Source organism: Rufibacter sp. LB8 (assembly GCF_014876185.1).
Taxonomy (GTDB): Bacteria; Bacteroidota; Bacteroidia; order Cytophagales; family Hymenobacteraceae; genus Nibribacter.
The window spans coordinates 297,357-321,745 of the sequence record NZ_JADALJ010000001.1 but is presented as its reverse complement, the minus strand read 5'-3'; the positions used below and the strand labels follow the sequence as shown (position 1 = coordinate 321,745).

At 50.4% G+C, this 24,389-nt stretch carries 18 protein-coding genes; all 18 read right to left on the bottom strand.

From position 1 onward, the window contains the following. Positions 1 to 61: 61 nt before the first annotated feature. On the bottom strand, positions 62 to 712 hold the full coding sequence (locus IMY23_RS01305; RefSeq protein WP_192820353.1) for a LamG-like jellyroll fold domain-containing protein: 651 nt from the start codon (positions 710 to 712) through the stop codon (positions 62 to 64). A 73-nt stretch (positions 713 to 785) separates the two neighbouring features. After that, complete coding sequence (locus tag IMY23_RS01300; RefSeq protein WP_192820350.1) at positions 786 to 1,553, bottom strand: rhamnogalacturonan acetylesterase; 768 nt, start codon at positions 1,551 to 1,553, stop codon at positions 786 to 788. A gap of 25 nt (positions 1,554 to 1,578) precedes the next feature. Beyond that, positions 1,579 to 2,343, bottom strand: a complete 765-nt coding sequence (locus IMY23_RS01295) for a rhamnogalacturonan acetylesterase (protein WP_192820348.1) — start codon at positions 2,341 to 2,343, stop codon at positions 1,579 to 1,581. Positions 2,344 to 2,423: 80 nt separating this feature from the next. Beyond that, positions 2,424 to 2,816: a VOC family protein gene (locus IMY23_RS01290; RefSeq protein WP_192820347.1), complete on the bottom strand. Its 393-nt coding sequence runs from the start codon at positions 2,814 to 2,816 to the stop codon at positions 2,424 to 2,426. After that, on the bottom strand, positions 2,813 to 4,828 hold the full coding sequence (locus IMY23_RS01285; protein WP_192820345.1) for a S9 family peptidase: 2,016 nt from the start codon (positions 4,826 to 4,828) through the stop codon (positions 2,813 to 2,815). Before IMY23_RS01285 ends, IMY23_RS01290 begins: the two co-directional genes overlap by 4 nt. 269 nt (positions 4,829 to 5,097) lie before the next feature. Next, on the bottom strand, positions 5,098 to 6,234 hold the full coding sequence (locus IMY23_RS01280) for a T9SS type A sorting domain-containing protein (protein ID WP_192820344.1): 1,137 nt from the start codon (positions 6,232 to 6,234) through the stop codon (positions 5,098 to 5,100). Positions 6,235 to 6,538: 304 nt separating this feature from the next. After that, positions 6,539 to 7,285, bottom strand: coding sequence for a rhamnogalacturonan acetylesterase (locus IMY23_RS01275; RefSeq protein ID WP_225986369.1), 747 nt, complete (start codon positions 7,283 to 7,285; stop codon positions 6,539 to 6,541). A 338-nt stretch (positions 7,286 to 7,623) separates the two neighbouring features. Then, positions 7,624 to 9,390 carry a glycoside hydrolase family 28 protein gene (locus IMY23_RS01270; RefSeq protein ID WP_192820340.1) on the bottom strand — a complete coding sequence of 589 codons (1,767 nt, stop codon included), beginning with the start codon at positions 9,388 to 9,390 and terminating at the stop codon, positions 7,624 to 7,626. A gap of 96 nt (positions 9,391 to 9,486) precedes the next feature. Beyond that, positions 9,487 to 11,142: a glycoside hydrolase 43 family protein gene (locus IMY23_RS01265; protein ID WP_370589775.1), complete on the bottom strand. Its 1,656-nt coding sequence runs from the start codon at positions 11,140 to 11,142 to the stop codon at positions 9,487 to 9,489. 135 nt (positions 11,143 to 11,277) lie between these two features. Next, a complete protein-coding gene (locus IMY23_RS01260; RefSeq protein ID WP_192820338.1) occupies positions 11,278 to 12,978 on the bottom strand; it encodes a T9SS type A sorting domain-containing protein in 1,701 nt (566 codons plus the stop codon). A gap of 108 nt (positions 12,979 to 13,086) precedes the next feature. Continuing rightward, positions 13,087 to 14,073, bottom strand: coding sequence for a pectinesterase family protein (locus tag IMY23_RS01255; RefSeq protein WP_192820336.1), 987 nt, complete (start codon positions 14,071 to 14,073; stop codon positions 13,087 to 13,089). A gap of 9 nt (positions 14,074 to 14,082) precedes the next feature. Then, positions 14,083 to 15,315, bottom strand: coding sequence for a glycoside hydrolase family 105 protein (locus IMY23_RS01250; protein ID WP_192820334.1), 1,233 nt, complete (start codon positions 15,313 to 15,315; stop codon positions 14,083 to 14,085). 90 nt (positions 15,316 to 15,405) lie between these two features. Beyond that, complete coding sequence (locus tag IMY23_RS01245; RefSeq protein WP_192820332.1) at positions 15,406 to 16,347, bottom strand: pectinesterase family protein; 942 nt, start codon at positions 16,345 to 16,347, stop codon at positions 15,406 to 15,408. Positions 16,348 to 16,360: 13 nt separating this feature from the next. After that, positions 16,361 to 17,743 carry a polysaccharide lyase family 1 protein gene (locus IMY23_RS01240; RefSeq protein WP_192820331.1) on the bottom strand — a complete coding sequence of 461 codons (1,383 nt, stop codon included), beginning with the start codon at positions 17,741 to 17,743 and terminating at the stop codon, positions 16,361 to 16,363. Positions 17,744 to 17,863: 120 nt separating this feature from the next. Next, the gene (locus IMY23_RS01235; RefSeq protein ID WP_225986368.1) at positions 17,864 to 19,105 is read right to left on the bottom strand and encodes a DUF4861 domain-containing protein; all 1,242 of its coding nucleotides are present in this window, start codon (positions 19,103 to 19,105) and stop codon (positions 17,864 to 17,866) included. Between the two features lie 174 nt (positions 19,106 to 19,279). Beyond that, complete coding sequence (locus tag IMY23_RS01230; RefSeq protein WP_192820327.1) at positions 19,280 to 20,761, bottom strand: pectate lyase; 1,482 nt, start codon at positions 20,759 to 20,761, stop codon at positions 19,280 to 19,282. 71 nt (positions 20,762 to 20,832) lie between these two features. After that, positions 20,833 to 22,449 (bottom strand): DUF5123 domain-containing protein, encoded by a 1,617-nt coding sequence (locus IMY23_RS01225; protein ID WP_192820325.1) that lies wholly within the window; start codon positions 22,447 to 22,449, stop codon positions 20,833 to 20,835. A 33-nt stretch (positions 22,450 to 22,482) separates the two neighbouring features. Further along, a complete protein-coding gene (locus IMY23_RS01220) occupies positions 22,483 to 24,375 on the bottom strand; it encodes a RagB/SusD family nutrient uptake outer membrane protein (protein ID WP_192820324.1) in 1,893 nt (630 codons plus the stop codon). Between the last annotated feature and the right edge of the window lie 14 nt (positions 24,376 to 24,389).

Genomic DNA, 24,389 nt, shown 5'->3' with positions numbered 1-24,389 from the left:
CGGGAATACGTGTGGACAGGTCGCGACCTGTCCGTACTTAATCTCCAATAATTAGTTTTTGCTATTCCACCTTCTTCCTAAACGTGACGCGCCGGATAGCCCCGTTAAACCAGGAGCGCTTGTCCATGCGGGTGCCCAGGGAGACGCTGGCGGTGGCGGGAATGGGCAGGTAGTCCATTTCGGCTTGGGTTTCTAAAATGCCGTTCACGTAACCTTTGAGTTGGCGGTCTTTGTAGGTGAGTTTCATGGTGGCCCATTCGCCCACGGGATGCGTTTTGGTGGAGTCTATCAAGACCTTGGAGCCGTTTTCGTGACGAAGGAAAAAATCAGCATACCATTGGTTTCGGTTGTTCAACCTGAGTTCCAGCAACACGCGGCGTTTGCCTTCGGTTAAATCTTCAATGTGCAGAAACCGCTGTTCTTTGTTGGCGGGCCAGGCCGCGGTGGGCTTGAACTCCACCTCAATGCTAAACTCCTGCGCCCCCGCAATGGGATTGCCCTGCACCAGCAAGCCATCGTCCGCGCCGTCAAATTGTACGGCAGGTTTTCCATTTTCAGTTTGAATAATGGTAGGCGAACCAATCACGTCGGTAACATAGCCGCCCAAACCCGACAAGGCATTGACCGGCCAGGTCACCGCCTTCATGGTGGAACAGCCCAGCGCCAACGTGCCCAGGGTCAGGAATAAAAAAAGCTGGTTTCTGGTTTTCAATCTGTACAGGTTAGAATTTCCGTTTTGGGGCTTATTTTCAGAAATGAGCCCCAAAACGGAAAAGTGATAGAGGTTATTTCGCTTCGCGTTTGATGATGCGTTGGGCCAGTTCCAGGTTTAAGGCTTTGATTTCGGCCAAAACCAGTTGGGCTACCAGGCGGGCGCCGAGTTCATTGAAATGGGTGCCGTCTTCTTTGCCGTCTGGGTAATTGGGATGTTGGCCGGGCTTGAGTTGAAGGAACAGCAGCTTTGAGTTTTCTGGACCAAATTCCTGGTACAGCGCGCGGCTCTTGGTGTCCAGGTCAATGAGTGGCACGTTCAGTTCCTGCGCCACAGCCTTCACCTCTTTGGAGTACAGCGCGTGCGTTTCCTGGGCCTGGCCTTCTTTGTTGAACTTACGCCGTGACACGGGGGTGACCAGAACAGGAAGCGCTTTTTTGGCTCTGGTTTCGGTCACGAACTTGATCAGGTTTTGGCGATAATCTGCCGGCGACGTGTAGCGCTCCGGCTTCTCCACTGAGGCGTCATTGTGCCCGAACTGGATGAACACGTAATCGCCGGACTGCAGGCTGTCTTGAATGGGTTTCCAACGGTTTTCCTCCAGGAAAGTGCGGGTGCTTCGGCCGTTGCGGGCGTGGTTGGCGATGGTCACGGTCTCGTCAAAAAACGCCGTGAAGGGCATGCCCCAGCCAGTTTCCGGGTACGCTTTTTTCTCTTTGATGGAAATGGTGGAATCCCCGATGAGGTAAACGGTGATTTTCTTCTGTTGCTGACGGGGCACAAACGCCATGCCCACGGCCAGGACAAAAAGAACGGAACAAGCAATTAGAATTCGATTCATGAGCTTTTGAGTAAGGAAAATGACGCTACTTTTTGGGCGCGGGCACCACAATTCGGCGGGCTAAATCCAATTTAAGATTTCTGATTTCGGCCAGGACTAATTGCGCCATCTCACGCGCGCCTAGTTCATTGAAATGCGTGTCATCTACCTTGCCTGCCGGGTAGTTGGGGTGTTCATTGGGCTGCAGGTGCACAAAAAGAAGCTTAGACGTTTCTGGTCCCCAGGCTTGCAGGAGTTCCTGGCTTTTGCGGTCAAGGTCAATGAGGCAGACTTTCTCTTTTTTGGCGAGTTTCCGGACCAGTTCTGAGTAAATAGCGTGGGTGTCTTCCAGTTTGCCGGCGGCGTCAAACTTACGCCGGGCCACGGGCGTGATAAGAATGGGGTTGGCTTTTTTCTTGCGGGTTTCCTTCACAAAACGGGTGAGGTTCTGCACGTATTCCTCCTCGGTGGCGTAGCTCTGCTTGGTCTTCACTTCGTCATTATGTCCGAATTGAATGAATACGTAATCGCCTTTCTTGAGATTTTGCGCCACGGGCTGCCAACGGTTTTCGCTCAGGAAAGTCTTGGTGCTTCGGCCGTTCATGGCGCGGTTGTCTATGGTCACGGTCTCGTCAAAAAACGCCGTAAACGGCATTCCCCAGCCCGTTTCTGGGTAGGCCTTGGGTTCTTTCACAGACATGGTGGAATCACCGATTAAAAATACCGTGATGGGCTCTTTAGTATCAGCTGTAAATGATACCAAGGCCAAGGCAAGCAGCAGCAGAGAAGAAAACTGAAAAGTCAATTTCATAGGAATTCACGTGGTCAAATTGGAGACAGCAGGTTCCGTTTTCGGCTTCATTTCTGGAAATGAGCCCGAAAACGGGAATTTTACTTTTTGGTCAACATGGGTGTGCCGCGCTTGCACAATTGCAGGGCCAGTCCCCAGGGATCACGCAGCATAATCAAATGCGATCCGTCTTCCAGGTGCTGGTCGCTCACCAGGCTGGCACCGGCGGCGCACAACCGTTCCTGGTCTACAGTGGGATTTTCTGACACAAAAGCCAGGTGCACCAGCAGTGGGTTCATGGTGCGGTAAGGCGGCACTTCATGCGCGGGGTTCAGGTAAATCTCTACCATAATCTGTCCGCTGTCATCGGCTAGAAACGTAGTAAAAGGCGCTTCTTTCATCTGGCGGACGGCCTCCATTCCCAAGTGTTTTATGTACCAGGCCGCCATGGCCACCGGGTCTTCTACGTTGAGGGCAAAATGTTCTAATTTCATAGTTCTTTCTGGATTAAGCGCTGGCCGCATTTCTGGGCCAGGTCTGGCAAGTCATAATACTGCAGAATTCCCTGTACCACGTGAGTGTACATGTCTTTCTGCAGCGGGTTGGTCAAAAACGGTTCGTACGAAGTCAGGTGCTTGGAGATGGTAGCCTGCGCGATGCGGTTGTCTAAAAAGGTGGCATGCGTGACCACGGGGCCGTACATACCGCTGGCTTCCACATGTACCGGCACGGCCGCCCAGGTTGTTTGGCTTTTGAGGTAATCTAAAAGGGTGACCACATCTTGTACGCGCTGGCCCAGCAAAGGCCTTCTCAAGTGCAGGCTCAACACGGCGTTGCGGTATTCATGGCTCCAGTATTTGGCGTCGTTGAGTTTGGGGTCGTCCTGGGTTTCGCCCATGCCGCGCAGGTCTGCCAGCACTAAAACTCCACCTGCGGCGATCGTTCTTTGAATCAGGCTGTCGGTTTTGGCTTGCGTCTCTTTGCCCTTTTCCTGGTCAAACAACATTACCTGAATCTTGGCGGGCGTTGCTTTGCCTACCGGCGAATAAAGTTTCACCGGAATCGGCAGTTCGCCTTTTCGCATCAGGACGCGTTTTTCCATTCGGTAAGTTTTGGTCTGGCTTTCACCGGTCACTTCGGTAAATACTGGATGCTGATTCAATTGTAACCCGATGACCTCTTTTACCTTTTCCTGCAGCACTGCCTCCGGCTGATTCAGGAAAGCCTTCCGCTGCGGTGCGAAATCCAGGAACCGTTGATGGTTCATGGCCTGCACCGTCACTTCACTGGCAAAAGCAGTGTTGGCCTGACCGGTAGCTGTGACCATTAACTCTTTTTCAGATAAAACGCCAATAGCTCCTTCTTTCACAGGCCTTTTATCTTGGTAAAACCATTGCCTAAACCAGGTGACGGCGGCTTCGCGCTTGGGCTGGGAAATGCCGTGGCCGTCTGGCCAGACAAACAGTTTCACTTTCTCGGGTTGGCCTAAGGTGGAGTAAACTTTCTTTAATTCGTCAAAGCCCAGCAAGGTGCCGCGATGGTCCACAAAATCGTTTTCAGCAGCTAGAATTAAGGTAGGTTTGGGCGCACTGGCAATGATAAAGTCCGCCATTTCCAGACTTCCTTCGCCGGGCATGTACTGGCAACCATCTTGTGAACCGGCCATTTCAATGTAACGCGCACGTTGTGTGAAATAACTGCAGGGCGCGGCCACTTTCACGCGGTCATCAAACGCCGAGAGGTAAATAGTCTGGGTTCCTCCGCCGGAATTGCCGATGGCGCCCATTTTGGTTTTGTCCACCTCGGGCCTGGTTTCCAGGTAATCCAGGGCGCGCACGTTGTCCCAGAGCATGTAGGCGGCCACGCTGGTGCCCACCAGGTTGGCCCCGGCGTTGAGCAACGTGTGCTCAGTGGTAGAACCGCGGGTTAAGGTTTTGCCGGTTTTGTCTGTGAGCTGTACGCGTTCGCCCTGTGAGAAAGGATCTAACGATAACACTACAAATCCATTCAAGGCGAACAAGCGGGCCGTTTTTTGGTAAGATTCTGTGGCTTTGGCAGTCATTTCATGGCCGTTCATCAGGAGCACCGCCGGGAACGGACCTTTGCCTTGGGGCACGTACAAGTTGCCGGTGACGTGGTGGTTGGGTCTGCTTTCATAGACCAGGTTCTCTACTCTAAAACCGTTTTGCTGGATCTGTTTGGTGATTTTTGCGTTTATCGGCTCCTTTTTGGAAATGGGGCCTAAAACGCGCAGGAATTCTTTTTTGACCTGGGCCTGGTACGCTTTCATAGACGCAGGAGAAGCCAACGCCTTGCTCAGTTTTTCCTGGCGAAGGTCATATGTGGTGTGCAGTTCCCGTACTAAATAGGCGTTGAATACCGTCTGCGCTTTGAAAGGCAACACCTGGTTCGCACTTTGGCCCAGGGCATTAAACCCCACCGTCGCCAACAACGCCCACAGCAACGCCATGCCTTTCATCTTTCGCCAAAAAACGTGTGATTTCATATACTCCTGTAACGCAGAAAACCAGCCGGTACTATAAAGGAAAAAGACAAAAGCCAAGGGCAATTGTCTTTTTATCCTTTTACATGAAAGTACTTAATCTCCTTTATTTAATCATTAATTTTTCTCCAGTACTACCAGTCTAAAACTGCCCTTGAACTTGGCACAGGCCTGTTTGCTTTCCTAGAAAAAAGAAAGGGAACCCAGGACGTTCGCCTGGGCTCCTCTTCTCTTGCAGGCACGGAATATTCAAGCCTTAGTTTTGTAATTGTTTAGTTTTTGATGATTCTGGAGGTTACTCTTTCTGTGCCGTCTGAGTAAACCACGGTGTAAATGCCGTTGGGTAATGAAGAAGCGTCAAAGTCAGATTGATTATTTCCTTTCTCGGCGGCAAAAGAAACCACTTTCACGCCAGACACAGAATACACCTCCACTGATGCGTTGGCCCGTGACGAAGGGTGCGTAATGGAGAATCTGCCTTTTGATGGATTTGGATACACAGACAAACCGTTTTTCTTCACTACTTCGCCTTTAGAAGAAAGTACCAATAAGCTGGTAGGCAATGCTTTTTGTGAAGGAGAAAATGCGCCAGATGGATCCCAAACTATATAATCTAATTCCATGGCCACGGTCACGTTGCTGGAACCATCACCAATTCTGTAATAATTACTGGTAGAAGTTGAGGCTGATACACCAGTGGCGAAAGGAGTATTGCTTTCGTCAATGTACATTTTCACCGTATTGCCTTCTTTTGTAAAACGATACACGTGCCAATCTAAAGGATTTATGTTTAAAGGGGCATTGTTCAACGTTGAACCTTGCTCAGGAGCAGCGGCAGTGTTGTTGCGGGCAACATTAAAGGTAAAGGTACCCGTGGTGTTCGGTTGCCCTGTTGTGGCGTTGGTGGTTGGGTTAATAATATAGACGGTCTCCCGGAAACCGGCAAAATCTAAATCTAATTCAAATGCTCTGTCAGCGCCAGGCAATCCTTTGGCTCTTACTACCACAGTAGCAGCTGTTGGCTTAGTAGTGGCATTGAAATCCTGACGGAACAAATAGGCTTGATTAGCGGAAGTTGGCGTGGTGGCAGAAGGCACAGGGCTAATAGAGCTGCTTACCCCTAAAACTTGAAAACGCATTAAATTATTACCGGCTTTTGCCGGATCTGCAATAATTTCAAATTGTGGGCTTACCACTGGCTGCGTGGAGGCAGCTGTATAGGTGGCAGCATTATCACTTGCCACTTTAAAAGGACTTTCAGTGAAAGCGAGAGGCAAAACATTGGCTTCATACACCACCCACTGGGCCGATGCTGAAAAGTTAACGCCCAACCCTACCACCGCGGTGGCGGCCATGGTCTTGGCAAAACGGCTGAATCTTGAATTTGTGTGGAGTAAAGTTTTTTTCATAAAAATGTAGTTTGGGTAAGAGGTAATGAAAAGTTTAGTCAAGTACGCTCCTGCTCACTGCGTAGGATAGACTGCCTCAATAGGACAGTACAATCGATTGCACAAAGCCTGAAGAAAAAAAGCATCGCAAAAATGGTCCTTGGCATTTCTACAGGTGCTTTCCTTGTTTAGTAAAAGTGATTACAAAATCTGTAATATGCAAGCGTATCGCCTGTCTTTTTTTGTAATTCTTCTAAAGATTTTCTCGTTTACAGAATATTCTTCCATAACCATTTCCCTTAAATTCAGAAAGGATTGAACTAGGCTATTGTTTTCCTATCGCTTTCATGCCTTCAAACACTAAACGGGCCACCGCTTCTGCCCCGGCTGGCTGAAAATGAGTATTGTCTTTTTGGCCCTCGGGGTAATTTTTGAATTTTCCGGCGGGCAGGTTCATAAAGTAGTTTTCCGTGACAAACTGCTGCCCCTTAGCTGAAAAATCATCTATGGACCGCTGCTGTAAATCTATCATAAGCACGTTTAATTCTTTGGCCACGTCTTTCACTGCCTGCGGATAGTCACCGTGCACATTCCTAAGGCGGCCGTCTTTCCAGGGATAATTGCGCGCTACCGGGGTTAGCAAGATGGGAACGGCACCTTTCTCGCGGGTTTGGTTCACGTACAGCCGCAGGAATTCTTTATAGCCCTGCACGGTCACGTACCGCTCAGTTTTCTCCACAGACGCGTCATTGTGCCCGAACTGGATCATAACCACATCGTTTTTCTGCAATGCCTTATGTACTTGCGCCCAGCGCCCTTCCTCAAAGAACGTGCGCGTGCTTCTTCCGCCGCGGGCTTTGTCTAAGAGAAGAACGCTATCGGCTTTTATTACATGCTTGACTTGCTTGAGGCTGTCACGCACCAGAAACGGTTTAAAGACCTGGCCCCAGCCCATAACGGGGTAGCGCTTGTTCATGTAGTCTTCGCCGTCGTAGTCTGAATAATCTGCCACGGTGGAGTCGCCAATGAGATACACGCGCACTACTTTCTTTTTAAAAGGAAGAAAGGCCATAACCGTAGTGCAAAGTGCCAGAAGCAAAAGGGCGGAACGTACTTTTTTCATGAGGAAGCTTTTGAGAGTTTCGCTAACCTGTTTTAGGCAAACAGTTGCGCTTGAATTTTCTGTTTTCGGGCTCATTTCTGGAAATGAGCCCGAAAACAGAAAGCCTTACTAATTAATGTAGACCGGTTTAGTAAAAGATGTCCCTGGACCTGCGCCATTTACTAATCAGGTGCAATAGATTGCTTGTAACTAAGCTACCCACCCTGACACTCTAAACAGGTTCAATGGCATAAGTACATGAAAGGAAATAATAGCGGGAAAAACTTTCGCTCTTCCCGCTTCTTAAATTACTGAATGGTTACTGCGCTGCTGCCCAGGTCTTTGCTCTTAGACACTTGGTTGGCCGCGTTCTGGAAGTCTTTGCCCGCCAGTTTCACGTTCTGCGTTTTAGCCCCCACTACGCGTACGGCAGGTCCAGAAGGTGTTTTGAAGGTCAACCCTTCCACGTTTACGTTTTTGCTGTTGAAGATGGTCAAGGCCGGGCCTTTCTCGGTGATTACGTGCACGTTCTTGAGGTTTATACCTGTTGCGTCAACCGCCGAGATTCCTTTGGTGGCCTTTAAATAGGCGTTCTCAATGTTCACGTTCTGCAGGTTCATTTCGGGCAAGCCTTGCAAAGCCACCGCCTCATCTGCGCCAGAAACGGTGATGTTGCGCATCCAGATGTTCTTGAACGACGGCGTTTTCTCGTCTACGGGAACCAGTTTCTCCTCCTTCGCCGCACCTCCGTCTTTCTCGTCCTGGTCCATGGTGGGCGAATTGCCGCCGTAGAACAGGTTAAAGCTGATGGCCTGGGTGGGAATGTTGATCATGTCAATGTTAGAGATCCAGATGTTCTCCACCAGACCTCCCCTGCCGCGGGTACTCTTGAATCTTAGCCCAATATCAGTGCCCATGAACGTGCAGTTTGACACGTGGATGTTGCGCACGCCGCCGCTCATTTCAGAGCCTACCACAAACCCGCCGTGGCCGTGGTACACCACGTTGTTTTTTACAATCACGTTCTCGGTAGGCATGCCGCGGTCACGGCCGTCTTTGTCTTTGCCAGATTTAAAGCAGATAGCGTCATCGCCTACGTCAAAAGTATTATTATAGACCAGCGCGTTTTTGCAGCTTTCCAGGTCCAGACCATCGCCGTTCTGCGAGTACCAGGGATTGCGCACGTTCAGGTTTTTGATGATGATGTCTTCGCACATGAGCGGGTGAATGTTCCAGGCCGGGGAATTCTGGAACGTGGGGCCGTCCAGCAACACGCGCTTGCAGCTCACAAAGCTCAACAGCACCGGGCGCAGGTAATCTTTCACCGCCTCAAATTCTTCCTTGGTCTTAAAATTGGGCACGTTGAAGTTGTCTTTGCTGTCGCCTTTTTTGCTGTTGGCGGTGGGGTACCAGGTTTTTCCGTCATCACTCAACACGCCGGTTTTGGTCAGGTTTTTCCACTGGCCCTCAGTCATTTTGCTTTTCTTCACGGGGCGCCAGGCGTCTCCGTTTCCGTCAAAGGTGCCCTCGCCGGTAATGGCAATGTTCTCCAGGTTATTTCCCGAGATGGGCGATTGGTTACGATACGTATTCAGCCCTTCAAAACTGGTTTTAATCAACGGATAATCATCAAAATCACGGCTGAAGATGACCATGGAACCCGCCTCAGCGTGCAGGTTGATGTTGCTTTTCATCACAATGGGTCCCGTAAGCCATAAACCGCGCGGAATCACCACGCGTCCGCCACCCTTAGCCGCTACATCGGCAATGGCGCGCTCAAAAGCCTGCGTATTTTTGGTGATGCCGTCGGGCACCGCTCCGTATTTGGTGATGGGCACGCTGTAGTTGGGGAATTTGGTTTCCTTCACCTTGGGCATGTCAAACTCAATGCCGTCATAGATGGTCTTCTCCACCTCGGCGCGGGACATGTTGCGGCCTGCGTTGCCTGTAGACACAGAATTGGTGCTGGAAGTAGTGGCGACTGCGTTCCCGGAGGGCTGCCGCTGGCAGGCTACCTGAAACAGGCTGGCCATACCCAAGGCCAGCGCCCATCTGCTTTTCTTTAGATTCTTCATATGGTTTCTCTTGGCTGATGTTCCTGGTTAGTTACTGGTTGTTAGTTTTCCGTTTTCGGGCTCATTTCTGAAAACGAGGCCGAAAACGCATTTCTTCTATTTGGTGATTCTGAACCAGTCATAGTCAGCATAGCCGGCGTCATTGGTTTTGCCGTCACGCGTGGCGAACAAGCCCACCTTCGCGCCAATCCAGCGGCCGGGCACGGCGGTGAACACCTCGCCCACGTTGGTGAACGTCTGCCCGTCTTGGCTATAGCTGAACTGGCATTTGGCGTCTTTGCCCACCTTCACCCGGAACTGAATTTCATTGCCGGTTAGCTTCGTAAGAATCTGCTCTTTCTCCGGATTTCCCTTATCGGCTTTCAGCGCCGAGGCATAGGCCAGGTACAAACCGTCTTTTTTGCTCACCACTGAAAGGTGTGCGTAATCGGCGCCCATGACCAACAGGCCGGTGCGTTCGTTTTCCAATTTGGGGTTGGGCGTGAATTTGAGTTTGGTGGTGAGGGTGAAGGTTTCTGCCGGGAATTTCTGGAGCAGCAGGTTGGGTACATCCCAGAGGTTTTTGCCGCCGTCTGGTATCTGGTCTGTGAACAGGCGCAGGCTGCCTTTGTTAGAGGCGAACGCCCAGGTTCCTTTGGGGTTGGCGTGCCACTGCCATTGAAGCCCCAACTGCTGGCTGTTGAATTCGTCTGACTCAGCGGGCGTGGCAATGGGGTAAGTTTTTCCTACGTTCGGTTTCTTGTAGGTCAAGACAGGCTGGCCTTTGCCGTCGCCGTCCGGGTCCTCGCCTATCACAGGCCAGTCATTCAACCACTTCATGGGTTGCAGGTGCACCACGCGGCCATAGGCTTCTTTGTCCTGGAAATGCAGAAACCAGTCTTCGCCGGTTTTAGTGTCTACCCACGCGCCCTGGTGCGGACCGTTGATAGGTGTTTTGCCCTGGTCCAGCACAATTTTCTCTTCATAAGGCCCGTACACATTTTTAGACCGAAGAATCAATTGCCAGCCCGTGGCCACGCCGCCCGCCGGCGCGAAAATGTAATAGTAACCGTTGCGCTTGTAGAATTTAGGCCCTTCCACGGTGGGGTGCGCCTCATGGCCGTCAAAGACCAGCACGCCTTCATCTAACACCTTGGTACCCTCGGGGTTCATGCGGTTGATGGTCAACACGCTCTTGATACCGGCGCGGCTCCCGGCCCACCCATGCACCAGATACGCCTTCCCGTCTTCGTCCCAGAACGGGCAGGAATCAATGAGCCCTTTGCCTTCTTTCACCAGCACCGGGGCTTCCCAACGGCCCGCCGGGTCCTTGGTTTTCACCATGTAAATCCCGAAGTCCGGGTCGCCCCAATAGATATAGAATTCGCCTTTGTGGTACCTGATGGAAGGCGCCCATACGCCGTTGCCGTGCTGCGGTTTGGCGAAATGCGCGAATGGCGGCAGCCGGTCAATGGCATAACCCACCAGTTTCCAGTTCACCAAATCTTTGGAATGCAAAATCTGCAAGCCCGGAATGGAGCTGAAACTAGACGAAGTCATGTAGTAATCATCACCTACGCGCACGGCATCTGGGTCAGAATAATCAGCATCTAAAACTGGGTTTTTATACATGCCGTTGCCCAAATCAGACACCCAAACATTTGAAACCGGACCAGCCGGAGCGGGTAATGTGGCGGAGGAACCGGTAGTGCTTTTCTCTGCCTGGCACGCCATGAGCAAGAGCAAGCCCGCTGTGTAATACCTGTTTTTCATGCGTTGTAGTTTGTTTGTCTAGTAGATCTCAGGAAGTAGAAGCGCCGCCTGCGACAAGGAAGATGGAAGGTTTTTAGTATTTCCGTTTTCGGGCTCATTTTCAGAAATGAGCCCGAAAACAGAAATACTGGATTTTTATTCGCGCAGCAAGGCTACTCTTTTCACTACCTGGTCTTGGCCTACCTGCAATCTGTAAAAATACAGACCGGCGGGCAAGGTAGCGCCCTGGTCGTTGGTACCGTTCCAGAGAACCTGGTGGCTGCCGGGAGTTGTTATTTCGTTTTTAAGGACGGCAATCTCTTTTCCGGTTACATCTGAGATGGTGAGTTTTACCAGGCTTTTATGGTTTACGGTGAACGCAATGGTGGTGCTGCCCGCAAATGGGTTAGGATACACCGTATTCAAAATGGCTTCCTGCTCTTCTTTGGCGCTGGTAAGCGTACCGGCCACCAGGCTGTTGAGGTACAGTTCTAAGTTGGTATAGCCGTCTGGACTGGTGTTCAGGTTTCGGTCTGTGGCCAAGTTGGGATTCAAACCTTGCTGGTTTTCCCAGGCATCTGGCATGCCGTCTTTGTCAGTGTCTGTGGGCGCGGGCAGCGAATTGAGCGTAGGCCAGCCGCCCACCGAAGTTTGCGTGTCAATAATTCCTCTGTTCGCACCAAATGCCCCGCCATACGTAGCAGTGCCCGTTCTCACTTCATTGATTATTCTGGTGTCTACGGCATCCCGTTTCAGGCTGGCGCCGCCCTGGGCCAATACGGCTTCATAGGCTTGCACCGCGGTGTGGTCAGTGGCCATGTGGTACTCAATAGGTGCCTGCAACCGTACGTTAGGGCGTTGCGCAGAGGGCAGGCTGGAATCATACTGCACGCCACCGGCCCAATTGTCTGCCGTGACAGCCGCGTTGTTGTGTACATAGTTGCCCGCCACATAAAATTTCCCGTAGCCCGGCCCCCAGGTTTGCAAAGATTCATAAGACACCTGCACAATGCGTGACCGTACGCCAGAAGACGTAGCCGGGCCGAACTTGTAGTAGTTGTTGACCATGTTGTAGTTGCCGTTCTCGCCGCCATAAGCGCTGTTGCCACCCCAGTTGTAAATCACGTTGTTCCGGAAATCCACGTGCTCATTGGGGTACGTGCCGCCGTTGATGCCCGACCGACCACCGCCGTTGAAGCGCGGGTTGCGGCTGGTGTGGTGCGCCAGCAGATTGTGGTGGAATGATGCTTTGTCGCCGCCCCAGATACCGCCGTACCCGTGATCGCCTTTGTCATGCACGCTCCGGAACAGGCTTTCGCTGAGAATACACCATTGCATGGTGAAGTTGCGGTTCAGGTAAAAACTGGCAATCTCATCTACAGACCAACTCATAGAACAGTGGTCTAAGATGATATTTTGCCTATTACGGCCCCAGATAGCGTCATTGTCTACCTGTGCTTCATCGCCTAATCTGAACCGCATGTACCGGATGATCACGTTGTCAGCGTCAACGGTCACGGTTTGGTTGCTGATGCAGATGCCATCACCGGGAGCGGTTTGGCCGGCAATGGTCAGGTTGCCGTTTCTAATGCTCAGCGCCGACAGTAATTTAATGGTGCCACTCACCCGAAACACAATGGTTCTGGCGCCCGTGGCCAGGACTGCCGCCCTGAAACTGCCCGTACCGGAGTCATTGAGGTTGGTGACTTCTATGACCGCTCCGCCCCTGCCGCCGGTGGTAAACCTGCCAAAGCCCTCTGCGCCGGGGAACGCTAGTGTTTGTGCCTGACTGAAATTCAGACCTACCAGCAAGAAACCGGCTATCAAAAAAATCAACTGCTGTCCTATTCTTTTCATACTCTTACTGCTTACGCACGCTTTACTTTTCCCCAGGCAGAATTTCTGCCGGGGTTTCCGTTTTCGGGCTCATTTCTGAAAATGAAGCCGAAAACGGAAATGCTATGGTTACTTGCCGGCGGCGGGCGCTGGCTTTACCGCCAACGGTTCCCAATCCCCGAAGATGCTTTTCAAGGTATAGGCTTTCGCTTCCTGTTCGGTGAGTTGCTTTGCCCAGGATACCCTTTTTTTGTTGTTAGCGCCCTGCCCGGTGGAGTTATATTCGGCGTACAGCACTTGCTTTTCGGCCTCTCGTTTGTTCCAGTTGTGCCAGCCTTCGGGTTTGATGTGCTTGCCCATCTGGGTGTTGAGGAAAACGGTTTTGGCGAAAGGCCGCCATGGTCTTCCTAAGTAGACAGAGTTCTCCGGCGCATCACCGGTGAGTTTGCAATTCAAAAAGACAAAACCATGCGGCTGGCCTTCAATGGTAGAAGCCGCCGTAATGAAATTGCCGCCTTTCTTGGAGAAGATTTCGCAGTTCTCAAACACCGCGGTTGACCACCCGAAGATGAAGTCAGTAGTGCCCTCAATGTAACAGTTCTTATAGTATTGTCGGCTTTTCTCGCCATGCGGATAAAGCGTGTCCTGGAAACCCAGAAACCGACAATTCAGAAACGTGACTTTATCGCCGTCAATGCGCACGGCCACGGCCTGCCCCACCGGGCCAGACGAATTCTCAAACGTGATGTTTTCCGCCGTAAAATCATCCCCAAACACAAAGAAGCTGGTAGAACCGGTAGTGCCCATTTCCTCTCCAAAGCGATTTTTCTTGGCTGCGTAATCATCAAAGGTGAGAATGGTTTTCTGCACGTTCTCGCCTACCAGGCGCACCATAGTTTTAGACGCAGGCAAGGTCAGTTTCTCTTTGTAGACGCCGTTTCTGATGAAGATAGTAGTCACGTTTTTCCGGAAATCCGGCACGGCGTTGATGGCTTCCTGCACGGTTTTGAAAGTACCGCTGCCGTCTTTCGCCACCGTGAAATCATAGGTTTGTGCCAACGATGGCAAAACCCAAATAAACAGTAACAACCCCAATAAAAAACCTTTTACACGCATGGTTCCTCCTTATTTTTTGGCGGCTGCCTTGTCTAATTCCTCTATCTCCAATGACGCCATGATGAACGGCGACACCGCTTTTGGGTCATTGTCGCGCTTCTCCTCGTTGATATAATATTCGTAAGAACCGTCACGGTACGGCGTTCCGCCCAAGCCGGCCACAGCGCACACGCTGGTAATGCTGATGGTACCGTCTGGGTTTTCCTTGATTAGGTTTTGCAATAAACCATTGTAGCCTTTGCGCGCGTTGGTCCTATATTTCTGGTCAATGTAGCCTTTCTTGGTGGCCTTAAGCAGGAAATACGTGAACATGCTGGAGGCCGAACCTTCCAGGTAATTGCCTTCTCTATTGCCTTGGTCCACCACTTGGTACCAAAGTCCGGTTTTGGGTTCCTGGTACTGGGCTATGGCCTGGGCCATTTTATTAGTAATGCGCAACATCTCTCCGCGCTGCGGATGGTTCTGCGGAATGTAATCCAGCGCATCTACCAAAGCCATCGATAACCAGCCCATGGCCCGTCCCCAAACATTGGGCGACAAACCAGTTTTGGGATCAGCCCACTTCTGTTCACGTTTTTCGTCCCAGCCGTGGTAAAACAGGCCTTTCTTGGCATCCCAGGTGTATTTGTCCACCAAAACGAATTGCTTGATGACATCATCATGAATGGAGGGCTCGTTATACGTCACGCCATACTGCGCCAGAAACGGCGCGGCCATGTACAGACCGTCCAGCCACATTTGGTGCGGATAGATTTTCTTGTGCCAGAAACCGCCCTCAGACGTTCTGGGGTGCGTGCGCATCTGGTCACGCAGTTCATCCAAAGCAATTTTATACTTTTGCTGACCGGTTTTCTGGTGCAACTCAATCAGGAATTTACCAGGGTTCACGCGGTCAATGTTGTAGTCTGACTTCTTGTAAGTTTTAATCACGCCCTGCTCAGTAATCATGGTATCTGCGAAGGCCTTGATGTAGGTCAGGTACTTTGGGTCATTAGTCTTCTTATACACCCTATCCAGCGCACTCGCGAACAAACCTTGCGTGTAATCCCATTTGGGCACCGGCCGGAAATCAATCATCCAGCCTTGCGGGCTACGCTTCATCTCAGAATCAGCCATCCAGACGGAGTACGGTTTACCGGTTGGTGAAGCAGACGTTGTAGCGCGGGTAGTGCTTTGGCTGGTGCGGCAGGCCCCAGCAATCATTAGTATAAAGGCGAGGGCGATTAGGTTCAGGTTTTTCATGTTGCTCTTTTAAAATCTGCGCTGGGCAGGATTACTCAACTTCCGTTTTCGGCTCCATTTCCAGAATTGAGCCCGAAAACGGAATGTCACTTATTTCTCTGGTTTCCAATTGTCCTGGCCGGCCAGCACTTTCTCTGGTTTGTAGCGTTTGGCTTCTTTTTTACTGAGTTGTTTGGACCAGGCCACGCGTTCGTCTTTTGCGGCGCCGGGGCCTTTTGATTTGTATTCGGCGTAAAAAGCGGTTTTCTCTGCGTCTGGTTTGTTCCAGTTGTGCCAGCCTTCCGGCCGAATAAACACACCTAATTCTGTGTTCAAAAAAACCGTCTGCGCGAAGGGTCGCCACGGTCTGCCCAGATAGACTTTGGTGGCCGCCTCAGACGCAGTAATCTTGCAGTTCAGAAACACAAACCCAAAGGGCTGGTTCTGCGGCGTGGAGGCGGCCGTGATGTAAGAGTTCTTCTTGCAATGGATGGTGCAGTTCTCAAACACCGCCGTGGCCGGCCCGAAGATAAAATCTGTGGTGCCCTCAATGTAGCAGTTCAGATAATACTGGCGGCTGTTGTCTGCCCCGGCGTAAATGGTGTCCTGGTCGCCAATGATGCGGCAGTTTTTGAAGACGCAGCGGTCGGCTTCCACGTGCAGGGCCACCGCCTGGCCCACCGGACCGGCATCGTTCTGGAAAGTGAGATTCTCGGCCCTGAACTCGTTGCCCTGCACCAGCACCGTGTATGACGTGAACGTGTTGATGTTCCCTTTCCCGGAATAATCATTGAACACGATGATGGTTTTCTCCCGGTCTTCGCCAATGAAAGAAAGCTTGGTTTTCCAGGAAGGAATGACCAGTTTCTCACGGTAGGTGCCGTTCTTGATATGGATTTCCACGCGCTCCGTGGGGAACGCTGGAATGGCCTCAATGGCTGCCGCTATGGTTTTATGGTCGCCGGAGCCGTCCTGTGCCACCACCAGCTTTCGCTGCTGGGCGTGGCCCAGGAAACTCAGGAATACCAGACTTAAACCAAGGAGAAACTTCATGCGGGTTGCTTTTCTATTTTACTAAACTGTTCAAATACACTTCTATGTTGGTGTAATGTTTGTGCAGGGTTTTGGCGGCGGCGTCAGAGGCATCGGCTGGGTTCAGTTTCTGAGCTTTCTCCCAGGCATCGGCCATGCCGTCCTGGTCTTTGTCCTCCGGTGCCGGCGCCGACTTCAGCTCGGGCCAGCCGCCCACATCTTGCTGCGAATCAATAATGCCGTTGGCTTTTTTGCCGTTGGTAGATTTTCCGGCTCTCACTTCGGCCACCACGCGTGCGTCTGCGGCGTCTCTTTTCAGGCTGGCTCCGGCGTGTTGTAATACGGCCTCAAACGCGGCTTGCGGCTCCTGCACGTTGATGGAAGTCACGGCAAACGGCTTGGCCATTTTCAAGGTGTTCAACGAATCTTTGTTGTCTGGCTGCACGCCGCCTGCCCAGTTATCTTTGGAGATTTCAGGGTAACCGTCAACATAATTGCCCGCCAAAAAAAACTTCCCGAAGGGTGCCGAGGGATTCACGATGCGGTTTTTCTTGGAAGACGTGGTGGCCGCGCCCGCCTTGTAGTAATTGTTCACCAGGTTGTAACGGCCTTTCTCACCGCCGTACACGTTGTTCTGGCCCCAGTTGTAAATCACGTTGTTGGTGAAATCTACCAGTTCATCTGGCGGGTTGGGCGTAGTGGAAGAACCGCTGAAACGCGGCGTTCTACTGTTGTGGTTAGCGATTAAATTGTGGTGGAAAGACGCGCCGCGACCGCCCCAGATACCGCCGTAACCGTGTTCGCCTTTGGCGTGTACAGACGAGTTCAAACTCTCAGAGATGATGCTCCACTGCAGCGTAAAGTTCTGGTTGCGATAAAACGAAGCGTTTTCATCGGTGGCCCACCCCATGGAGCAATGGTCAATAATGATATTGCTCACGCCTTTGTTTCCGCTAACGGCATCGGCTTGTTGATTGGCCTTGTCCCCTAGCCTGAAGCGCATGTAGCGTACAATCACGTTGTCGGCCTTAATGCTCACGGGGTAGTTCTGAATGCAGATGCCATCACCGGGCGCAGATTGACCGGCAATGGTGACATCACCATTATTAATATCCAGCGGCGCTTCCAGGGCAATGTTCCCAGACACCGAAAACACTATAATTCTAGGGCCCTTCTTTCGGATGGCTTCACGCAAACTGCCCGGGCCGTTGTCGTTCAGGTTGGAGACAATCAGCACCTGTCCGCCCCTGCCGCCGGTGGTGTTCTTCCCGAAACCTTCGGCCCCCGGGAATGCCACATTTTCCTCCACTACCACCGTGGCAGTGCTGGATGTTTGGCTAGCCTTCTGGGCACAGCTGCTGAGACTGGTAACCTGTAGGGCGAGGCCCAAAAATATCAACTTATGATTGGTGGCCATGGTTTGTATTTTGTCTTTTCCGTTTTTGGCTTCATTTCCAGAAACGGAGCCAAAAACGGAAATGGAAAGTTTTGGAGGTCTGCGTTCTGTTCCATTTGAAACTCAGCGCCCAATTAAAAATTATCTAGTCACGTTCACCTGCACCGGGTTGGCAAGTTCCTCTGCGGTTCTGGCAAGGTAGTCTTTGAACTCCTGCTCGGTCTTGATGCCAATGCCCTCTTTTTCCCAAGCTGCCAGGAAGTAATAGTGGGCGCGCCCGTTCTTCGGCTTTAATTGCACCACGTGGCTCAAGGGATCCTGGTCAGAGAAAGCAATGAAATCTGCCGGGTCAAATAAAACGGCTATGCCGATGTTGTCAGGCGGTGTGTTCAGGCTCTGTGCGCCGTACGTAGCCAGGTAGCCGAAGCGTTTGCCTGCTTCGCCTTTATCTGACACCATGTTGGCGTTTTTATCTTTGGTGAGGCCGGTGGCAATGTTCTGCGGCGTACCGTCCGTGATTCTCAGTTGGTGGTGGGTCAGGCGCGTGCCGGCATGAATGCTCAACTGCGACTGCACATTCAGTTTCAAACCAGCTAATTGCCAGCCGTAATAATCTGTTTGGATAGAAGAATACACCGGTCCGTTCTGCGGAATTTTGCTGTAGGTACTGTCCGTTTTCTCTACCCGTACGGCTTTGCCCTGGTCAAAGATGGCCAAACTGCCCACGCCCAATGCCTTTCCTACTTTGAGCACATCCATGCCCCAGTCTTGTTGTTTATGGTAAGAGTCATAGCCGTCCAGCCCAACTTTCTGCAGCACCATTTCCGGCGTCGTCTTACCGAAGGCATCTACTGCATTGCGCCAGTCCAGGTAAAAGCGATAGCCCACTTTGTCAGATTCCCAGCCCGGCCCTTCATAGCGCAGGTAATACGAATGGTCTGTCAACTCAGAAGGAACGCGCAAGGAATCAATGTTCTGGAAATCGCCGCCAATGTATTTGCGGTTTTCCCAGCGGCCGCCTACTTTTTTAGACAGTTCCGCTTGCGTACGTTTGGGGTAGTTGTTGGCAATAGCACCCGATGAATTGTACCGGATGGTCAGGGTTTTGGTCTCCCCGGCCGCCATCTGGTCCAGCACCAGCGCTATGCCTGTGTTCTCGGCATCTTTGCCGTTGTACTGGCTCGGGATTTCAGTAGCGCCGTCAAACACCGCGAAGGCTTGGGCATTGAAGGCGTTTTGGTTTCTACGCAGTTCACTTTCCGGCACCAACACAAACACGGCTTCGCGCGCTCTGTTCAAGGGGTTTTTCACCTGTACCTGAAACGCCTTCTCAAAAGAGCCGGTCATTTCTTTAGATGGCGCGCAGGCAACTATGAAAAGCATTAGCAGCAAAAAGGCACAAAGTGAATTGCAAGTATATTTTTTCATCTTTTAATCTTCTTCAACTAAGTTCTTAGCGGCTTAAAACCACTACGTTCTTTCAGGTTCGTTTTTGGCTTCATTTCCAGAAATGAAGCCAAAAACAGACTTTCAACTAAAAAACATCAATCGCCCACCTTATTTCTGACCTTGGGTAATGTGTTTCACCAGACTGTTGATGTACACTTCCACGTTGTCATAGCCAGTGCTCAGGTGCTTGCCGTTGGGCTGGGCCACTTTGGGGTCAAGCTTTTGAGCGACTTCCCATTCATCTGGCATGCCGTCATTGTCGGTGTCTACCGGTGCCGGTAAAGAGGCTAATTCTGGCCACCCGCCCACGTCTTGCTGCGAGTCAATAATGCCGTTTGTGCTACCTTTTGAACCTGGCGCCGTGAACGATTTCTGTTGCACGTTTCCAATTACCCTGGTATCAACGGCATCACGTTTCAAAGAAGCACCTGCCCACGCCAGCACCTGGGTATAAGCGTCTTGCGCCGAATGTGTGGTAACAAAGTTGTTAGGATCTCCCTTGGTATGGGGGCTGGCTAATCTCATATTGGCTTTGTCTGCTGCAGACACCGTGCCATAGCTGCCATGGAACTGGTTTAAAACGCCATACGTCCAATTGTCAGAAGTGGGATTTGTGCGTCCATCTACAATGTTGCCTGCAATGTAAAACTTGCCCCACATGTCATACACTTCCGTGCCAACGTTCTTGTTTTTGTCTGGAGAGAAAATCCGGTCAGGTTTAATGGAGGCAGGCCCTGGCTTGTAATAATTGTTGATGATGTTGATGTTCATGGCTTCGCCGCCATAGGTGCTGTTGTTGCCCCAGTTGTAGATAACGTTGTTGCGCATGTCTACCAAATCTGTCAAGGCATAGGCTTTGCCGGCCTCTTCTCCGAAGCGTGGGTTTCGGCTGTCATGGTGCGCCATCAGGTTATGATGGAAAGACGCGAATTTCCCACCCCAGATGCCGCCATAGCCATGGGCTTCTTTGGCATGCACAGAATTCCGAAGGCTTTCAGAAATGATGCTCCACTGCAAAGTGAAATTCTCATTGGCGTAAAAAGACACGCATTCATCTGTGGACCAACTCATGGAGCAATGGTCCACAATGATGTTTTTTCGGAATCTCCCGCCCAGGGCATCTCCTTCCTGCGCCGCTCCGTCTCCCATCCTGAATCTAAGAAACCGAATGATAACGTTATCTGCGTTTACTGACACAGGGTAATTCTTGAGGGTGATGCCGTCACCGGGAGCCGTTTGCCCCGCAATGGTTACATTCCCATTATTGATTTTAAGCTCAGAATTCAAACCGATGGTACCTGACACTTTAAATAAGATAATGCGCGCACCGGTTCTGTTAATGGCTTCGCGCAGGCTTCCGGCCCCGCTGTCATTCAGGTTAGTCACGTAGACTACGGCTCCTCCCCTTCCTCCGGTAGCATCCTTTCCAAACCCTTCCGCCCCCGGAAAAGCCACGGCCGTTTCTGACACTGCCGTGGGCGTTTCTGGTTTCTGCTCAGGGTTAGGTTCGTCACTTGATCCTTTGCATTTGGTAAATAAAGACAAAGACACCAATGCAGTGAGAAAGGAAATAGAACGGAATTTTTTCATGCGGGGGATGATTACTTTAAAAAGAACAGGTACCGCCATGGCTGGCGGCACCTTTCTTATACATCAACTACTTATCTCCATCTAGGGTCTCCAGCCGTGGCCTTGCCCGGGAAGCTGGCGTCTTTAAACCGGAAGTTTCCGTTTTTAGGATCTTGCCATAATTCCAAGGAGGTTTTGGGGTATGCAATTAAGCCTGGTATGGCAAAACCGCTGGTGGGAGTCAATACATAATCTGACGTACTGTAGCTGTTTACCGCTTCCACCAAAGTAGAGGTATTAGCCCTAACTCCTTTTATAGCCAGACTGCCACCCTTTCCAATTCCCAGAATGGTATTTCTGATCTTGATACCATTCGTCACATTGTTGGTGCCCGCGGTAGAGTAGTCTACTAGGTACTGGGTTGCTATGGGAGACTCATTCACAGTCACATTTTCAATTAAGACAGAAGTAGAGTTATTGCGGCTAGATATCACCTTCTCTGCCTTGTAAATGGTAGTGTTTGAGATGACAATATTTTCTACTTTACTGGTCACTACATCTACGTTAATCACGCCGTAGCTACCCAAACTGTCCAGAATACTGTTGGTTATAGTAAAATCTGTGATGGTGGTAGGCTGTGACTGCAATCTTACAATGCCTCTGAACATGCTTGCCCGTACGTTGTCAAACGTCATGGTGTTGATAGTAGAAGCCGCGTTGATGTTAAAGACATACCTTCCGGTAGCATCATTGCTATACATGTTCACATCTTTAAAAACAAGATAGTCAATATTTGAACCAGCCACTGTGTTGAAGTTACTGGTAAAGTAAATAGTTGCCAGACTCTGCTCTGTTAGATCAGAACCACTTATAATGGTCACAGACTTATCTAAGAGAATAGTTGATGAGACATTGTAAGTAAGTCCGCGTTTCAACACCACTGTACTTCCGTTGGGAATATCTGGCAACGTGTCTTTTAAGATTTCTGGGTTATTGGTAATTCCCCGCAAATCAATGATGATACCCAACAGCGGTTCTTTGGTTCTAAAGGAAGTATTGCCGCGCCCTCTGGTGCCTGCAAAAATCTCTGCCTGGTAGTTTAAGCCAGAAACCAAGTTATCTACCAATACAAAGCCCGCTGCTTTGTCTGCGTCTGTCAGGAGAACTTCAATGGCCGCACCGCTGGTAGGCGTCAAAACAACTTTGGTTAACTCTGCTCTGCCTATAAACCGCAACCGAACGCCTCTGTCTGTGATGTCTTCCACTTTTACCGGATTGTCAATAAATAATTGCGCCCCTCTTATGCTGAACCGGTTGCTGGTTAACCATTTTGACTCGCCGCCAGAAGCGTCTGAGCCATTGGTTTTTATTCGCGCAAAATAGGTTTCCTTCACTGTGATCTGATCATCAGTGATCACAATAGAAGTGGTGTCTGTGGTACCGGTGAAAACCACCGGTGTTTGAAAGAGTGTGTCTTTGGCCACTTCCACAGTATAAGTCACATTACCGGCAACTGTGTTGGCCGGTGTCTTCCAGCTAAGGCGTACAGAAGACTCCCCACTGGAAGCTGAGATGGCTCCTCCTGGCTGGAACATGCGCATGGGCGCTAAATCTTCTTCATCTTCCTTACAAGAAGATGCCAGACCAAACACCATCAAGACAAGTGCCGGATAGAATACCTTGAAAAACTTAGATTGTATTGTTTTCATGTCTTTATCTGATTAATAGCGTCAACCCCAGTCTTAATGTCCGTAGTCTTGTTTAAGTCTGAAATTTGAGTTCAACGCCGCCGTAGGAATTGGGAAAACCTCTGATTTATTTGGCACATACTGGCTGGCGAACGCTCTTAGAGCACCATTGACCGCCGAAGGATCATAATGTGCCTCTGTAATGACCTGTGCCCAGTTCACTCTGGTGAAACCTGTGACATCTGCGGTAGTGGGTGAAGGCTCATACATGACTTTGTTCACATTCCCAATGATGGGTTCACCAGTACCAGAAATTTCATCTAGCAAGGCAAAGTCCAGGGCCTCCTGCTGGGCAGTTGCACCGCGCCCTAACAAGACGTTCGGTCTGAAATACACATACTGTGGCACATTCGCATACCGACCAGTGCGCCCCATCATATCCTTCATTTTAGCTCTGGTTTCAGTAATCATGGATCCAATTTTATTCCACCGGTACAAATCATACTTTCTAATCCCTTCACCCCCAAACTCTAACAAACGTTCTTTTACAATAGCGTTAAAGAAGCCTAGTTTATCGGTTGGCGTCACTGGTATTCTGCTTTCATGCTGATCATAGAACGCTCTCTTTTTCACAGCTTCCAAAGCTGAGATGGCATCTGCTGATGCGCCTGACAATTCATTTTCAGCTTCAGCAAACATTAATAGAATATCTGCATACCTAAGAAGCGGCCAGTTAATACCCAAAGTCTGGTTAGTACCTGCAATGGTGGTCCAGTACTTTCTGAACTTTCCTTCGCGCATAACCATGGCTGTGGTCAGTGTTTTGTTGTTATTTGTTTCAACAGACAGATATGCTAGCGTAACATCTCTCCTAGAATCCCCAATTGAGTCAAATTCATAGAAGTAGGTGGGTACTGCCTCAATCAATCCATTGGCTTGCCCATAGGTTTGGTTGGCTTGGGTAATTCTTGGGCCGTTGGCATAGCCTAATTTAGTATCTGTGCGGGCAGTACCACCAAAAGCACCTACTTCCCAAATTAATTCATTGGTTGGATCTTGTCTAGAGACACCATGTAAACTGCGGAATACATTCTCGTAGCTGGGGTTCAATCCGTTTTCAGCCCTTTGAATAATGTCTCTTGTCTCTTTGCGGGCAATTTCATAATAGGTTAAGTAATCGGCGGTGCGTTTCATCTGTCCCATTACTTGGCCTGGTTCTCTGCGCAAAGCATAACCGCCTCTTGCCAAAGCAATGCGGGCCCGAAGACCTTTCACCGCTGCTTTGGTCACACGCGTAGTAGGATCACCTGACTCTGTTCTCCAAGGAACCAGTTCAGAAGCGATGGCTAAATCTGCCAACAGGCGGTCATAGATTTCATCTTGATTTGTTTTAGAAATAAACAAATCTGGGATATCTGAGGAAGGTTGGAACTGAGCAGGAACATCTCCCCAGTTACGCACAAGTTCATAATAGAATTGGGCTCTCAAGGTTAGGGCTTCACCTAAATACTTCCTCATAGTGGCTTGGTCAGCCGCAGAACCGCTGGTGTATACCGCTGATAACGGAATGTTCTTTATAGCAATATTGGCTCTTTCAATACCTCTGTATAATTGGTTGAAAGGCTCTACCAATTCTTGGTTGCCCGGTGCTACTCCATAGTGGGCAATGCCTTGGCGGCCTGTGGCACTGTGGTCACCGCTAATTCTGAAGTCATCAGCGGCATTGGGATACAGCGTAGAAATACGGCTTCCATAACCGTTGTCACCCGGAAGTTGGTTATAGACCCCCGTTAAGGCAGAGTTAGTATAAGACAAACTAGAAAACACCGCATCTTGCGATAGCACGGAGTCGTTTTCTACAGTTAGGAAATCTTCACAAGCTGTGAAGGTCATGACCCCTGCCAAAGCAGTTGTCATCACAATAAACTTTTTATATTTAGTATTCATCGCTAAATAAATTT

Coding starts and splice junctions, on each gene's coding strand:
- IMY23_RS01295 (WP_192820348.1), bottom strand. CDS start 2,343: ATGAAATTGACTTTTCAGTTTTCTTCTCTGCTGCTGCTTGCCTTGGCC.
- IMY23_RS01290 (WP_192820347.1), bottom strand. CDS start 2,816: ATGAAATTAGAACATTTTGCCCTCAACGTAGAAGACCCGGTGGCCATG.
- IMY23_RS01260 (WP_192820338.1), bottom strand. CDS start 12,978: ATGAAAAGAATAGGACAGCAGTTGATTTTTTTGATAGCCGGTTTCTTG.
- IMY23_RS01235 (WP_225986368.1), bottom strand. CDS start 19,105: ATGCTTTTCATAGTTGCCTGCGCGCCATCTAAAGAAATGACCGGCTCT.
- IMY23_RS01270 (WP_192820340.1), bottom strand. CDS start 9,390: ATGAAGAATCTAAAGAAAAGCAGATGGGCGCTGGCCTTGGGTATGGCC.
- IMY23_RS01230 (WP_192820327.1), bottom strand. CDS start 20,761: ATGAAAAAATTCCGTTCTATTTCCTTTCTCACTGCATTGGTGTCTTTG.
- IMY23_RS01245 (WP_192820332.1), bottom strand. CDS start 16,347: ATGAAGTTTCTCCTTGGTTTAAGTCTGGTATTCCTGAGTTTCCTGGGC.
- IMY23_RS01265 (WP_370589775.1), bottom strand. CDS start 11,142: ATGAAAAACAGGTATTACACAGCGGGCTTGCTCTTGCTCATGGCGTGC.
- IMY23_RS01240 (WP_192820331.1), bottom strand. CDS start 17,743: ATGGCCACCAATCATAAGTTGATATTTTTGGGCCTCGCCCTACAGGTT.
- IMY23_RS01300 (WP_192820350.1), bottom strand. CDS start 1,553: ATGAATCGAATTCTAATTGCTTGTTCCGTTCTTTTTGTCCTGGCCGTG.
- IMY23_RS01275 (WP_225986369.1), bottom strand. CDS start 7,285: ATGGCCTTTCTTCCTTTTAAAAAGAAAGTAGTGCGCGTGTATCTCATT.
- IMY23_RS01220 (WP_192820324.1), bottom strand. CDS start 24,375: ATGAATACTAAATATAAAAAGTTTATTGTGATGACAACTGCTTTGGCA.
- IMY23_RS01280 (WP_192820344.1), bottom strand. CDS start 6,234: ATGAAAAAAACTTTACTCCACACAAATTCAAGATTCAGCCGTTTTGCC.
- IMY23_RS01250 (WP_192820334.1), bottom strand. CDS start 15,315: ATGAAAAACCTGAACCTAATCGCCCTCGCCTTTATACTAATGATTGCT.
- IMY23_RS01255 (WP_192820336.1), bottom strand. CDS start 14,073: ATGCGTGTAAAAGGTTTTTTATTGGGGTTGTTACTGTTTATTTGGGTT.
- IMY23_RS01285 (WP_192820345.1), bottom strand. CDS start 4,828: ATGAAATCACACGTTTTTTGGCGAAAGATGAAAGGCATGGCGTTGCTG.
- IMY23_RS01225 (WP_192820325.1), bottom strand. CDS start 22,449: ATGAAAACAATACAATCTAAGTTTTTCAAGGTATTCTATCCGGCACTT.